Origin of the sequence: Natrinema salinisoli (assembly GCF_020405205.1) — an archaeon.
Lineage (GTDB): Archaea > Halobacteriota > Halobacteria > Halobacteriales > Natrialbaceae > Natrinema > Natrinema salinisoli.
The window spans coordinates 56,366-70,842 of the sequence record NZ_CP084471.1; the positions used below are offsets into that span (position 1 = coordinate 56,366).

Here is a 14,477-nt window from a genome sequence, read left to right on the forward strand (position 1 = left end):
GATGTCGATCGACAAAGACGCAGCCGCACGACGTATCATGGATCAGTTCGGTGAGGAGAGTCGTATCCCCTACCTCAACATCGAGGAGGGTGACGTGGGTATCTTGATCGCCTTTCCGATCATCGGCCTGTTCATCGCCGGCCTGACCGGCATCGAATCATTGGCCCTCCCATTCGTCGCGGGTGGCTTCGGCTTCGGCGTCGCGATCGTCTACGTCTCACCCGATTACGTGAATGCATGGACGTGGACGAAGGACGTCTATCGATACGCGAAGCGGCCTCAGATCACGTTCAGCGCACCTGAAGAAGCCGACAGTAGCACCAACGAGACGGAACGGAACGAGGGCGGGCTCGCAAACTACACACCGTTCAAGCCGGACGAACGAACCCAGGATCTTACGAACATCGAGCGAGCGTGGCCGGGCGCTGGCGCGATTCAACGTGCCGACGGGACAATGGAGGCGTTCATCGAGATTGATCCGGACAACATGGACTTCGCGATGTCCGACGACTGGGCTCAACTTCAGGAAGCTGGCGAAGAATTTGCCAACAAAGAACTGGACTCGAAGCTCAAGCTCCATGCGACAACGCGCTCGTTCCCTGTCGAACAGATTACGGAGACCATTGAGGATCGACTGAACGACGAAGACGTCACGGAAAATCCGATCTTCAAAGAACTCCTCGAGGAATATCGGGAGACCCGCCCCAAAGAGATGCGTGAACGGGGCATCCAGCAGGTTCGCTACTACGTTGGTGTCGAGGTCACGCCGCTGGAGGTCTACGATCGTTTCCGTGACGAGGGTACTCCTGCCGAGAAGCTGACCCAGTTCCCCGTCATCGGGTTCCTGTTCAATCCGTTCGTCACTCGCCGTGAGGACCTCACCGACGTCGAACGCCGCGCTCAGATGTTCGAGAAGCTTGACAGCCGAGTCAACGACGTCCGTGCCGAGTTCATCCAGCAAGCATCCGGGTGGTCAGCACGACGACTCAGCACGGTCGAGCTGTTCGTCCTGAATATGGACTTCTGGAACGGTCGCGAACACGACTACGACGAAGCGGAACGCGTCATTCGTGAACATCCCATCATTGGCCACTCGCGCCGGGAGGATGACCACGATGCGTGACCTGCCCCTCCAGTCTGGTAGCCGCGCTATCGGCCAAGTAGTCGAGTGGCTCTCGAACCCGACGTCGGCCGAAGGTGCGGCTCTCTACGTCGGGATCATTGTCGTCCTCGGCGCCGTCGGGAAATTCCTCTGGAACAGGTACACCGAGGACAACGAAGAAGAGGTCGAGTTCTCGGACCTACTCGAGGAGGAAACGCTCGAAGACGGGCACGCCGAACGCCAGCTCCTCGACGACATCGCCGAGTCACACAAGACGGTCACGGCGCCGACCGCCATCGAGTGGGAAACACGAGCTGCACGGGTCGGGGAGCAGTGGACGACGACGCTGTACATCGCTGACTATCCGGACTATCCCAACGACGGCTACCTCAGCGACCTCTTCGAGATGACCGACGTCCAGTTCGACCTGACGGCACACATCACGCCGAAGAACCAGGAACGGGCACGGAATGAACTGCAGGATATCGCTGATGACCTTCAGGTCGACGCCGATCTCGAACAGAGCGTGCGGAGTGCCTACCTGCAGGAACGCGCCAACGAGGCCGCAGCGACGTACACAGCCGTCGAGAACGGCGCGAGCGTCTTCGACCAAGGGCTGTTCATCACGGTGCGAGCTGACGAAAAAGACGACCTCAGAGACGCCGTCCAGACGGTCAAAAGTGCGCTCCGCGACGATCCGGCGAACCTCACGCCGAAGACCGCGATCTGCCGGCAAGACCTCGCCCTCCAGTCCGCCGCGCCCATCGGCGACAACGAATTCGGCCGGACGTCGATCGCGCTCGGCGGCGCCGTCGGCGCGTTGCTGTCCTCGCCGCACAACGCGACGATACTCGAGGAGGGCGGCGTCGAGTTCGGGATTCACAAGGACAACCAGAGCCCGGTTGTCATCGACCCGTTCGCTCGAGACAACGGGTACGCGATGTTCACCGTCGGCGACACGGGGTCGGGGAAGTCGTTCAGCTCCAAGCAGAACTTCATCCGGTCGATCGAGCAGAGCAAGGACCGCATCGGCATCATCCTCGAACCGCTGAACAACTGGGCTGGCGTCTCGGAGGCGCTGGATGCCAAGCGGATCACCGTCGGCGGGACGCTCGGCCTCAACCCCCTGGAGATTCGGGAGACCCCCGAACACGTCCAGCGAGCGATGGGTGAGGACGCCAGCCCGTTCAACGAGAAGCTCGACGACGCGATGAGCTTCCTCACCAACTTCTTCGCGCTTCGTGGGATCTCACTGGGCGACCGCCGGACGACGCTCGAACTCGGTCTCAAGCGAGCGTACAAGCGCAACGGCATCACCGACGACATCACCACGCACGGCAATCCGAGTCCGACCATCCGGGACATGATGGACGTCTTTGAGGACATGGTCGACGAGCCCGAGGAGTTCGTCGTCCGGTCCAACGAGGAAGCAGGGAAGATCAAAGAGGATGCGACGTGGCTGCTCGACCAGCTCCGCCCCTTCGAGGAGGGTGGTCGGCACGCCAACCTCGGGCAGCCATCGGATTTCGACATTCGCGACGAAAAGGTCATCTACCTCGACCTCGCCCAGCAGGAGGGCAGCGTCGACAGTAGTACGGCGCTGACGATGCAGCTGCTCATCTCACTGGTCTACGAGCGTGCGAAAGTCTCGGAGAAAGAGGTCGTATTCTACATCGACGAAGCGCGGTACATCATGCAGGACGCAGCGAGTCTCGCCTTCCTCGAGACGGTGTTCCGACACCACCGCCACCACGACCTCTCGATCCGACTGGTCACGCAGACCGTCGACGAGTTCTTCGAGCACGCCGAGTCCGAGGCGATTCTGGATCAGTGTGCGGTCAAGCAGTTCCACCGATTGGACGGAATGGACAGGGAGTGGGCCGACGAGTTCGGGTTGAACTACGCGCAGATGCGGTTCGTCCAGGATGCCGTCCCCGGCAACGAGGACGCCGGCTTCTCGGAGGCACTCATCGGCGTTGACGGTGAGTGGCGCGGGATCAAGGTCAAAGCGATGCCCAAGGAGAAGGAGATCATCGACTTCGATCCGACCACACAGGTTCGGTCCTCGCTCCCTGGCGCCGGCGACGGCGCCATCGGTACCGAGATGCAGGAGTTCCAGGAGGTGCTCGAATACCGAGCAACGAACGGCGAAGACGACGACGCAGATGTCATCGCAGCCGAACCGGACGGCGGGTCTGCCGAGGGGGAGTAGCGATGAGTGAATATCTTCGTGTGACGCCGACGTCCGAGCGACTCGATCCGGAGCGTATCCCTCGAGTCCTCGAGAGTCTCCACAAACTGACCACGCCCGGATCGTCGAGTCTCGGAGCGACACTGAATCCGCTCCACAGTGAGACACCGCCACGGTTCGAGTTCCTCGCGATGAGTGATGGCCCGGACGATCCGGTGGAGTTCTTCTACGGAGCCGATGCGCACCTCGATACGCTCGAGAAGCGCCTCCGTTCTATCTATCCGGCCACGTTCGATATCAAACGCGTCGACGTCGATGTCGCCGCCCGGCTCGTTCAGCCGGTCGAGTACACACCGCAGGAATTCATCGAGCACTACGAAGCCGGGAGGCTGCAATATGAGTTCGGTCCGGCGGAACGGTACGATTTCGTCGATGAAGAGCCAGCTGACTCCGAGTCAGCCGAAGCAGACCCGATTCTCGACGGCGGTACAGCATCCACGACAGTCCCTGACCATCACGTTCCGGTCGGGGGCTCGGCCCTCGAACTAGTGCCGCCGGATGCACTCCCTGACGACGAAGAGGAGCGACGGGCAATCGAGAAGCCGACGATGACACCGGAAGGAACGATTCTGGCTCGCCCGGCGAAAGATGCCGTCTCACCACTTGGTGTCCGCTGGTGTGGCTCCGCGACGCGAAAGCAGGACTGGATGACCTCGCTGACGCCGTTCTCAGCGGAGGAAACGAACGGGGATCTCTCGTCCGTCGACCAACCAGACGCAGTACTCGCGTCGCTTATTGACCATCTGATGGAGGCGACAGCGCCGGCCGCGTTCCAGGTCGTCTTCCAACGCCGATCCAGCTGGCAGTCCGACGCGGAGGTGCGGAAAGAAGACCTCGTCGACGGCCGGGATACGTTCTTCCAAGAGGTCGTCGGATCATTGCTCGAGGTCGAAGACCAACGGAGCGATCAGGACGAACGCCAGATCAGCGAATCCGTCGAGAAACGAATCGAGTATATCGACGCGAAGAACGCCAAACGGTCGTTCACAGCCAATATCCGCGCCGTCGGCGTCCCTACCGAGGATACTCGTGACGATCTCGATGCTCGCATGGATTCGTTACTGCCAGTGTTTGATCCACTTGATGGGTCGTTCTACGAGGTCGAGGGAAAACGCCTCCGTGACAGCGGCTTCCGTGAGAAAACGAAGACAAAAAACGCACAGGCCGCCCTACAGCGTCTTCTCAACAGTGAACTGACGACCGGACGAGGCAAAACCCGGCCCGAGCTAGTTCTCTGTGGCACAGAGCTGGCGAACTTCGTGTTGGTTCCCTCCTCCGAACAGTTAACGGTCGAGGGAACACGGGGCACTCGAGCCGAGCAACAGAGCAGAAATCCGTTGCCATGGCCCAATCCAGACCTTATCCAGCAGTTCCAGGAGGGGATGGCTATCGGCTACGCCCTCGACGAGAACGGCGAGCCGCGTCCGGATCCGATCCGTATTCCGCCGGATTTGTTGACGACACACTACGGACGCTTCGCGTCGACTGGCGGTGGAAAGTCGAAAGCGATCATCAATGATGCTCTCTCACTTCAAGAGACGACTGGCGGGCCCGTCGTCATTGTCGACCCAAAGGGCGACGGCATGTGCAAGAACTATCTGCGCTGCCACTACGAGCAGTTCGGTGAGTTGGACGACGTCTACCAGTTCCGCGTCCCGGAGGCCATCCCTGCGTTCTCCTTCTTCGATATCCGTCCCGCACTGGAAGCCGGACGCAACCGTGAGGATGCGATTCAGGATAAGGTCGACCACTTCCACGACATCCTCCGGATGATTATGGGCCGCAAGCAGCACGGTCAGGCGTTCGTCGCAAACGAGATCCTCAGCTACCTGATCAAGGCACTCTTCGACGAGGAGTACGGGAGCGACGCCTTCGGCCTCGATGATCTCTTCACGGCTGCCCTCCAGATGCAACGTAAGCGGACAGTACCTCCGGTCTCTGCAGAGAATCAGAACGTCGAGGAGTCGCTCACGCGGCACTTCGCAAAGGACGACCACCAGTTCCAGGTGTCGATGGACGCCGTCGGAAACCGTCTCGATAAACTCAGAGAAGACGCGCACCTGCGACGGATCTTCAGTCACGTTCCGGAACGGGATGATGACGGGGACTATATTGACAACCGCTTCGATTTCCGCGAATTCCTCGACGAAGACGCCACGATTCTGTTCGACTTGGGCGATCTGCGTCCCGAGGCACAGCGGGCAATCACACTCCTCCTGTTGAGTAACCTCTGGGACGCCGTCCAGGTGCGCCGGCGTGATGGAAAGACAGACTACGAGAACCTCACCAATCTCATTATCGAGGAGGCCGCTCCCGTGGCTTCGACAAAACTCGTCTCCGAGCAGCTGCTTCCACAAGGACGGTCATTCGGCCTGAGCATGGGACTGGTAATGCAGTTCCCCGGGCAGGTTCGAAATCGGAACGAGCGTGCCTACGACGAGGTCCTCAACAACATCAAGACGAAGCTCATCGGGAACATCTCCATTGAGCGCGACCTTGCCGAGTCGTTGGCCCACGAAGACCTGAGTCCGACTGACCTTCGAAATCGGGTCAATACGCTCCCCAGTGGAGAGTGGATTGCTCAACTCCCGAGCCCCTCGTTTGGGAAGACAGGGCCTGCTCCGTTCTCGGTAAAGCCACTCCCGATAGCAGCCGGCCATCCAGAGAGCGACGAGCCGCTCTCTGTCGAACAGGAGGACCACTTCGAGACCATGGCCCTTCCACGGCTGTCGGAGCGTACACAGGCCCAGTACGGACTTGCTGAGACTCCACGCGAATCGGAGACAGCCGACGATGAGGGCTGGGGGAGTAGACCGAACGCTGGACAGTCGGCATCTGCAGAATCCGCTAATTCTGTGGAATCGACGCAGTCGTCGTTCATCGGACAGGCAGCTAGTGATTCAGTAGCCGACGAAGAAAAAGACGCGGACACCATTGATTCGCTGTTTGGGAATATGGGATCCGCAGAGTCAGAAGAGTCGGCCACAAAAGAGGAGACGGACGTCGTCGACGAAAACAGATCGTCGCCAGTACTGGCAGGTGGCGTGACTGTCTCCGATGACGAACTCCGACGGCGCGAGCTCACTCACGACGACATCCGGTTCTTGACTCGCGTCCTCGATGTGATGAACAGGAACGCACCGAACCACGGACTCTTGGATTCAATGAGTGCGTTCAAGTACGACTTTGATGACTTAGACGTGCAGCGGCTCATCAACCAGGACCTGCTGGAAGAAGGACGAGCCTGTAGTCGGAAGTACTACACCGTCCTCCCGGCAGGGCGTGAACTGCTCGGTCAGAAGCTCAAGGTCGGCCATAGTCAGGGAGATATCGGCGAGAAGACGCCGCACAAGGTCGGTGTGAAGCTACTCGAACTATGGTTAGAAGCGCGCGACGATGTCGAGCAGGTCGAATCCTATTACGAATACGACGAGGAGACGGTGTTCGACGTCGCCGCCTTCGACGCTGACGGAGAACTCGTATGGACCGGTGAAGCGGAACTCCCAAGCAACAACAAACACGCGCCGGTCGACGACTACGACAAGCAGAGTGCGGTGGACGCAAACGCTGTCTGGGCGTTCAACAGACGCGAGACAGCCGTCGAGGTGTTGGATCGGCTCGCAGAGGCTGACCGGATAGAAAGCAGTGTGAGTGGGCGTACAGCCCGTCGATTCTCGGATATTCGGGAAGCCGTCGAATCGTTCGACGCAGAAGGGATGACGACGATTCGGAGCTTCAACAAGCTCGATGAGGAGTACAATCCATGAGTTGGCGCCAAGCTACGCGCGAGGAGATTTACAGGTACTACACCGAAGAGTTCTCTTCGTACGTCGACGAACTCCCGTCGTTCATCACAGCGGAGGGACCGAAACAGTATGCACTCGCGTTTCGAGAACCCCACCCGGTACGGAAAGACAGAGTGCCAGACAAGGACTTCATCCGACGGGACACCTGGCAGACGAACACATCCGGAGAGCGGACCTCAGCAGCGTTCCACGACTTCGACGACGTCCTCGAGTTCATCCGCCACCCAGCACGGAATGACTCGCTCGGACGGAGTAACTTCGCTCTCGCAGATCCCGACCTGCTCGAGAAACCAGATCCACGTCCCGATGCGGTCTACTACGCCCTCGATCATTGGGAACGGCCGTGGGTGATCCTCGTCGATATCGATGCAAAAACGATAGCACGAGAGCGAGCAACGCAAGCAGTACTGGACGAGGATATTGCAGGGGACAGCGAGGCACTGCTCGATGCCGCGGGGATTCTCGAAGCCGACCCAGCAGGCTACCCGTATTCTTTCGCGGATATCGAACGGGCCATTGAGTACGGTTTCGAGGTGCGAGATATTTTCGAGGACGACTTCAACGCCGAAGAGACGATGGTGGTGTACAGCGGCCAAGGCGTTCACGTCTATCTCCTCGATACCGACCCTGCTCATCGATATGACGCCAAGAGTCGAGAGGTGCTGAACGACCTTCTGCAAGACACCTACGAGATTCCCATCGATCCAGTGGTTACCGCCGACCGTCGTCGAGTCGCCCGGCTCCCCTACTCGTTGCACGCTGACGTCTGCAGTATCGTCACACCGATAGAGAGCCCGAGCTTCGACGTTCGGTCTGCAACACCGGAGGTCATCCAGTCATGAGTCAATCGACCCCTGTCGAGGACGAGCGTACCGCCTACCGCATTGCGACGCTCCCGCTCGAATACGGCACGACACGCATCAACCAGCTATTCACGCGGGGCTACAATCGCTACATCGTCGACGGCGAAGACCAACCAGAAGATCTGTTGAACGACCTCGAGCGGTTCGGGACGGCGGCGTTCAAAGAAGACATTAGGGACAATGCTGTAGAGGACCCCTTCGTCGACGAACCCGGAACACTCGCCGTCGTCGCGACGTTGAGCGCGATCTGCGTCAAGGCACACCCGAAGTTCGAACACGCTCCGCCGCGAAAGGTGCAGGTCCTCTACGATATTCGAGATTTATACGTCAACAATCTCGCTTCCCTCCTTCGAGAATTCGGAGATGGGAGTCTCCAACAGGATATCGCAGAGGTATTGTACGCGAAAGATCCTGGAGAGGACGGTCCGCACCCCGGCCGCGTTTGTACAGGGATCAAAGAGATGCCCGAGTTCGGTGAGGGGTTGTATCTCGAAATCCCAATGGCTGCGGCATCGAGAGATTGCCTCGTCCACGCCGGCACCGAGACAGAAGAGGCCGGAAAACTGCTCACTCACGTTAAGGATAACCGTCTCTACGTGCCGGTCGGCGATTTCGATACGAAGTATCGCGAGTACGCCAGACGCGCGTTCAAGAAGCTCTTGCGAGTTCAGGAGGAGAACCTCTCCGAAGACCAGCTCACGTGGCTAACGACGAATGAGTCGGCCATCACAGAGCGCATCGATCGCTTCATCGAGACAGGACACCACGAGCGAATCTGGCGAAACTGGAACCCTGGGGAGCGGACCATCCGTGTGCTTCGGGATGCGATTCGAGACGCTCCAGATGAAGTCACCACGCTGGGGAGTTTCTACTCAGCGAAGGAGCTGTTTGAAGCAGTGGAGGCGTACGATCCGGAAGCGGACTGGAAGCGAGACGTGTGTAATCGCATCTCGAGTCCACGGAGTCTCGGGAATCTTCTCGCATCCCAGCGCGACCACCGGAGACTAACCATTCGGCAGCACGAAAATACGAACCACTATCGGATTCAGGAATCTACGCGAGGTGTCCAGCCCCTCACCGTCGAGTCAATCGAGGACCTCTTTGAACTCCCCTGCATGGCGAACATGGCCGAACGCCTCCACGAGAAGAAACCAGTCCGAAAGGACCTGTACAACTTCGCCCGGATGGTGATGTGGTTGCCACAGTATCAGGACAACGACCTCGAAATGATTGTCAGAGACCTCAAGGACGTCTTCTCGCGGTGGCCGTGGTACGATGAACAGGTCACCGACTACCAGATTCGCTACGAGTTCTCGAACACGATTGGAGGCGACACCCCGCTTCCGATGAACTGCGACAACGACGATATGCAGCGGTACTGCATCGGACAGAATGAGTGTCCATATTCGATTTGGGGGAGTCTCCCCTTCCCGGATGAGATGTACGATCAACTAAATGAAACCGAGGGTAAGGGAAACGAGTTCTAACGCAGACAGTCGATTGTCAGGAGCCACACCATTATTTAGAAGACGGAAGTGTGACGGATATTAAAATCTCGTCATCTACTTTTCAGTCCTTGTATCGACCAATTTGGACAAGAACGGGTAAGTCACTATAAGCAACTCACGTAGCCCATCATTTGCTGTCAGTCAGTTATGCCAAGTCTCAATTACAATGTGAATCCGATTCCCTCGGATTCAAGGGTTTCACCACCCCGTCGAGCACAATTCCACCCAATCACCGTATCGTAGAACTCGTCGAGGACATCAATAACGGCTGAGAACTGCCCGACGGCCCTCTTGCTAAATATAAGCCCGTTTTATTCCGTTCTGTACCTCCAGATTTGTCCAAAGGAAGGCTAGGGTACAACGGTGCAAGCGCCGCTGGCTCTTTCGGGCCGAAGGGCCGTCAAACGACGATCGTCTATAGCAGATATATCAGAATTCACTCAATGGAAAGTGATGCGATTCGCGGTGGAGTTTGTCGCCCCCGAAAGGAGCGAGGGGCGGTCGTAAGCGCCCACTCAACAACCATGTCTTCAGAACACGAGCAACAGCGATTACGACTTCACGGCGAGCAAACTGAGCAATCGAGCGACGAACCGTGGATAGATCTCGAACTGACGATCCCCCACAACAGAAGTCCGACTGCCGTCGTCTCACTCGTCGAATGCGCGCTCGTCGAACTCACCCACGAAGACGTCGGAGCCGAGTTTGTTTCGACAAGCGTTGCGGGAGTGAAGCAGACACAGTACATCGCCATTGATGACGTCGGCGAGCGGTTCCAGAAGCGGTATTTCGACGAGCGGCTCGGCCGGCACGAAACGACAGTCAGTCGGGAAGCGGTTCGTGACGAGCTGGTCAGCCGACTCACACACCAGTCGTCACAGGGAGGTCAGGTAGATTAGAATGACGTTGACGGCGCTCAAGACAGATTCTGCGTAAAACCAGCTCGAGAGCTTCGATTTCAGAAGTGATGTTTTAACCAACACCTAGACAAGTGGATTACCCGATGTTGGTTAAGACACTGTCAACCTGTGGATCCCAGCCCAACTAGGTCAGGAAATTATTCCCTGACTACGGTTGTGTGTCAACCGTGGTTCTGAGATTGGACGACGGTTTGGCTATTGGTGTCACGTCGGAACGATCTCAGAGCGAAGGGTATGGATGTCTCGTGTCGACCAGTCGACGGGTGTTGACTGATCTTTTCCCCCGCCAGTTGGTTCTTAGAACACAACTGGTGTCAACCTATTGGCCGTTTGTCAATATTCAATGGTGGGTGGAAATGTATAAAAACGATAATAGAGATTGATAATCGGCTAATCTAAGTCAACATATTGGTTTTCCCAGTCTCGACGGGCTTCGAGTTCTCGAGTGCCGCGAGCTGTGATCGAGTAGACGTTAGTTCGTTGGTCTTTCTCACCTTTCTCAACCAGACCCTTATCTACGATTTCGTCTAGATTCGGGTAGAGCCGTCCATGATGGATTTCTTTCTCGTAATAGTCCTCAAGTTCATCTTTGATGGCAAGACCGTGGGGATCCTCTTGGCCGGCGATCACGTACAGCAAATCCCGCTGGAAACCAGTAAGATCGTACATACTATTGGACTCTTTGAGTAGTCGTATAAAGCCCCATCTATCTTTGATATAGAATTATTAGATTTTCAATATTTTACATTGAGTTCTCACATACATGGTCATACAGTCACCACTATCGATCTGTTTACGAATATCCCACGGTGGATAGTAAACCTCATTCGTGGAACGGGCTCGAGGAGAGAATCTGAAAGAACAGAGATCACTCGTTCCAATCAGAAATCGCTCTCCTCCACTGACAACCCGCTCTCGAAGCCGTTTTTTCGCGCCTGATGGGTGAGGCGCGTCCACGCGTGCCTCGAGAGTACCCATGAGTACAGATCAACCGATCCATCGTAAACAACATCAGGATCACCAACGTGATTACAATGATACCAGTGACCGAGAGCGACGTTATTCCGGCGACGTTGCTCGACAGAACGGGCACGAACTCGTCGCCATCGACGAGTGGCTGCCAGGCACGGAAGCCAACACCGTACGATATCCAGCATATGGAAATTCAATTGTCTCGGTTCTACTATCAGCGAAGAGGTGAACAATTAGAAGTTTATACGCTCCAATACCCGTTCTAAATAGACGTTCATTGATTATCATCGCAGAAATATTGAATACGATCCAATTAATACTGTGTAGTATGAGTCCAAGACTCACGCTTGAGCCGGTTGACAATGTCCCCTCTGACTCCCAAGTATGCCACTACGACGAACTGAGTGAAGACGCGAAAGAAGAACTCCCTCTCCTCACAGTCTCTGATGATGTCTCTGTCGAGGGATCAATCGCAGACGGGTTCCATAACTGTGATCTCGTGAAGTACACCGACTACTACGAGGTCTCTATTGTCTAATTAATAAACTGTTCCTCCCACCTCCGTCTGTCCTCAATCGCTTTCTCTCCCTTATCTGCTATTGCATAGTAATTCGTTCGCCTGTCGAGTTGCCCTTTCTCAACCAACTCCTTGTTGACGAGTGTATCGAGATTTGGATAGAGCCGTCCATGATTGATGTCGGCGTTGTAGTACTGTTCAACTTCGTTTTTGACATCCTGGCCTGATGGTTGGTCTGCACCTGCGATGACGTACAACAGGTCGCGTTGGAATCCCGTGAGGTCGTCCATTTCGTTGGATTCCATTGAGCGTGGTGTTTGTTATCCATCCGATATCATATTATAAGCTCACTGTAGTTACCGAATCGGGCGATTCGGTTTCAGAAATCGTTCTGAATACGGGCTACTATCTACTGATAAACTGATGCCCTCGAACGGCAAGCCCAGCGGGAGCGCTGCGAACTCGAGCGTGCAAAGGCGGTCGCTGGTCCAACTGGTGCAAATCCCGACATCGAGGTGCTCAGCCGATGACACCAGAGGAGCCCGATCCACAGGATATCCCTGAGTTCGACCGAGCTCTCAGTGTCGACGACCCGGTTCCCGACTCGGAGTACGATGATCAGGGAAATCACCCAGAACATGGCGCTAGGGATGGCGGTCAGATTTCCATCAACAATCTGCATGAGGCACTTCTTGAAGCCGAACAAACCCTCAGAAGGGTCGACGACCAACTTCCTGATCCATTGACGCTCAACAGGTCACTTACTGAACTACGCGCCACTGTAGACGTGTATGCTCGGCTCGATTCTGAGCACCGCAATGGTGGGGACAAAGTCGCCGTACGTAACGTAGCCGCTCGTTGGTGGTAGATCCTTATCTCTCCCCGGTTTTGTATTCTCTTCTGCAGTTCTGCGGTAGGGAGCTTGTCTTAACCAACGTCCCGAGAAGGGTCTCAAATTGTTGGTTAATGCACTCAGTGGCGGAGCCATGCTTCACAACCCTATCTGCTATCGACGATAAGTCTGTCAGCGCCGTGAAGCGCGAGGCGCGCTCTCACGTGCCCAACACGATTCACCATGGCTGATCTCGATCCTCGAAACAGCACGAGTGCCGACTACGAACAGTTCGAGGTCGAACTTCTCGCTCAGGACCGCGACGTCGCTAGTGTTGCGACGGCTGACGTCGACGACGCGACGGCTCGCAACCTGGTCAGCGAGCTCGTCGACGCGGACGTCGTAACCCCAATTCCCGAGAACCAAGTTTTGGTTCACGAGCCGAGCGACACCGCGTTCGACTCGACGACGCAGCTGGCTGTCTTCCATCGGGGCTGGACGGCCGGCCACGACGCCAACGAGGAGGACGAGTGATGCAGCAGACACTCGTCGGCTGTGCGTTCTGCGACGCTCTGCCCAGCACCGAGACTGGTGGGGCCCATACCTGGGGGCAGGACGTCATTGAGAGGGACATCCGTTCTTGGCAACAGCCGTGGCTCAAGAAGTCTGCTACCGATGGTCTGAGCGAAGAGTGAGAAGACCGTATTTCAGGCGTTGACCGTGGTCCGTACCTCAACCGCACCGGTTCCGCGTACCACGACGTCGTATCCTGCGTACTCGAAGGAGATTTTGTTGACAGCAGGCTCAGCTCGAGAAGTGAACAACGCGTTCAGCGCGTCTGGATTGATCGCATTATAGAGTGGGGGCAGTTCAACCATATCCAGACCAGAGGCTTCTGACACCGCCGAAACAACCGCATAGACAGGTGTATTCTCGGTGTCCTGCACCCATTCAGCAGTAGTAGACAGAGTCAGTTTAGCTGAAGAGTCATCCGTATTAACCTGTGTGCCTATCTTTCCCATGGATCCTGCACTGCAATACTCCGATATAAAAGGATTTCCAAACTCTGTTGAAGGAGTCACGGTCTTTCATGTTTGACGGGACGCTGTCATTCCCATTCTTATGTCGCTGACCATCAGGAGGAATTATATGTACGATCTGACCGGTTTCCAGCGTGATCTGCTGTACGTGGTTGCGGAACTGGAGGTGCCGCACGGCCTGGCGATCAAGGAAGAACTCAAGGGAGCCGACCGTGCCGATCGAGAACGACGCTCGTCGTGGCGTCACCCAGCAACAGCAGCGCCAGGAGGAAGAACACCAGCGTGGAGGTGAAACCGGTCGTCGGCGCATCGAACGAGTCGACGGCTCCCAGCACGAATAGTAGTGTAACGCTGAGGAGACTCAAGACGACGTACGCATCGGCCGGGTCAGCCACAGAACGAGCACCGAGAGGAACACCGCCAGCGTCCGTTGCCCCTCGACGGACAACAATGGCAGTGGGTCGAGTGTCGTTCCGACGACAAGGATACCAGCGGCCATTAGCAGTCCGGCTGTTTGCCATGACGCCATCGATGACTCCAGCACCGACTGCTTTCCTACCCGATCTCTCATCACTCGGACCGTTGCCGCTCCCGCCCATGAATCTGATGACACCACACTAGGACCGAATTCGAACCGGCGGCGCCTAGTCAATTAGAACCAGTTGA

The 14,477-nt window shown here is 56.8% G+C and carries 11 protein-coding genes and 4 pseudogenes; 11 read left to right on the forward strand and 4 right to left on the reverse strand.

What is annotated here, in order from left to right; genetic code table 11:
• Position 1 precedes the first annotated feature (1 nt).
• The 6 genes and pseudogenes from LDB05_RS23030 to LDB05_RS23055 form a co-directional block, all read left to right on the forward strand.
• The gene (locus LDB05_RS23030; protein ID WP_226008407.1) at positions 2 to 1,123 is read left to right on the forward strand and encodes a TraC-like domain-containing protein; all 1,122 of its coding nucleotides are present in this window, start codon (positions 2 to 4) and stop codon (positions 1,121 to 1,123) included.
• Positions 1,107 to 3,314 carry a VirB4 family type IV secretion system protein gene (locus tag LDB05_RS23035; RefSeq protein ID WP_226008317.1) on the forward strand — a complete coding sequence of 736 codons (2,208 nt, stop codon included), beginning with the start codon at positions 1,107 to 1,109 and terminating at the stop codon, positions 3,312 to 3,314. Before LDB05_RS23030 ends, LDB05_RS23035 begins: the two co-directional genes overlap by 17 nt.
• 2 nt (positions 3,315 to 3,316) lie before the next feature.
• Complete coding sequence (locus tag LDB05_RS23040) at positions 3,317 to 7,120, forward strand: ATP-binding protein (RefSeq protein WP_226008318.1); 3,804 nt, start codon at positions 3,317 to 3,319, stop codon at positions 7,118 to 7,120.
• Positions 7,117 to 8,001 (forward strand): bifunctional DNA primase/polymerase, encoded by an 885-nt coding sequence (locus LDB05_RS23045; protein WP_226008319.1) that lies wholly within the window; start codon positions 7,117 to 7,119, stop codon positions 7,999 to 8,001. Before LDB05_RS23040 ends, LDB05_RS23045 begins: the two co-directional genes overlap by 4 nt.
• Positions 7,998 to 9,509 (forward strand): primase-associated protein, encoded by a 1,512-nt coding sequence (locus LDB05_RS23050; RefSeq protein WP_226008320.1) that lies wholly within the window; start codon positions 7,998 to 8,000, stop codon positions 9,507 to 9,509. Before LDB05_RS23045 ends, LDB05_RS23050 begins: the two co-directional genes overlap by 4 nt.
• A gap of 545 nt (positions 9,510 to 10,054) precedes the next feature.
• Positions 10,055 to 10,426, forward strand: a pseudogene (locus LDB05_RS23055) (DUF8030 family protein); the annotation flags it as partial.
• A 414-nt stretch (positions 10,427 to 10,840) separates the two neighbouring features.
• Here the strand turns inward: LDB05_RS23055 and LDB05_RS23060 are convergent.
• Positions 10,841 to 11,119, reverse strand: coding sequence for a PadR family transcriptional regulator (locus LDB05_RS23060; protein WP_226008321.1), 279 nt, complete (start codon positions 11,117 to 11,119; stop codon positions 10,841 to 10,843).
• Between the two features lie 631 nt (positions 11,120 to 11,750).
• Between LDB05_RS23060 and LDB05_RS23065 the strand changes: the two genes are divergently transcribed.
• A complete protein-coding gene (locus LDB05_RS23065; protein ID WP_226008322.1) occupies positions 11,751 to 11,960 on the forward strand; it encodes a DUF7979 domain-containing protein in 210 nt (69 codons plus the stop codon).
• Here LDB05_RS23065 and LDB05_RS23070 read toward each other — a convergent pair.
• Positions 11,957 to 12,229 (reverse strand): PadR family transcriptional regulator, encoded by a 273-nt coding sequence (locus LDB05_RS23070; RefSeq protein ID WP_226008411.1) that lies wholly within the window; start codon positions 12,227 to 12,229, stop codon positions 11,957 to 11,959. The genes LDB05_RS23065 and LDB05_RS23070 overlap by 4 nt on opposite strands.
• A 236-nt stretch (positions 12,230 to 12,465) precedes the next feature.
• Between LDB05_RS23070 and LDB05_RS23075 the strand changes: the two genes are divergently transcribed.
• The 3 genes and pseudogenes from LDB05_RS23075 to LDB05_RS23700 all read left to right on the forward strand — a co-directional run.
• Positions 12,466 to 12,807: a hypothetical protein gene (locus LDB05_RS23075; protein WP_226008323.1), complete on the forward strand. Its 342-nt coding sequence runs from the start codon at positions 12,466 to 12,468 to the stop codon at positions 12,805 to 12,807.
• Positions 12,808 to 13,014: 207 nt separating this feature from the next.
• The gene (locus LDB05_RS23080; protein ID WP_226008324.1) at positions 13,015 to 13,305 is read left to right on the forward strand and encodes a DUF8069 family protein; all 291 of its coding nucleotides are present in this window, start codon (positions 13,015 to 13,017) and stop codon (positions 13,303 to 13,305) included.
• Positions 13,305 to 13,388 (forward strand): annotated as a pseudogene (locus tag LDB05_RS23700) (DUF7558 family protein); the annotation flags it as partial. The gene LDB05_RS23080 and the pseudogene LDB05_RS23700, both read left to right, overlap by 1 nt.
• A 90-nt stretch (positions 13,389 to 13,478) precedes the next feature.
• Here the strand turns inward: LDB05_RS23700 and ddfA are convergent.
• Entirely contained in the window at positions 13,479 to 13,793 is a 315-nt protein-coding gene (gene ddfA / locus LDB05_RS23085) for a DdfA family disk-determining factor (protein WP_226008325.1), read from the reverse strand.
• Positions 13,794 to 13,920: 127 nt separating this feature from the next.
• On the opposite strand from ddfA, the pseudogene LDB05_RS23090 reads away from it, so the two are divergent.
• A pseudogene (locus LDB05_RS23090) lies at positions 13,921 to 14,013 on the forward strand (PadR family transcriptional regulator); the annotation flags it as partial.
• A 13-nt stretch (positions 14,014 to 14,026) separates the two neighbouring features.
• Here the strand turns inward: LDB05_RS23090 and LDB05_RS23095 are convergent.
• Positions 14,027 to 14,340 (reverse strand): annotated as a pseudogene (locus LDB05_RS23095) (SLC13 family permease); the annotation flags it as partial.
• Positions 14,341 to 14,477 lie beyond the last annotated feature (137 nt).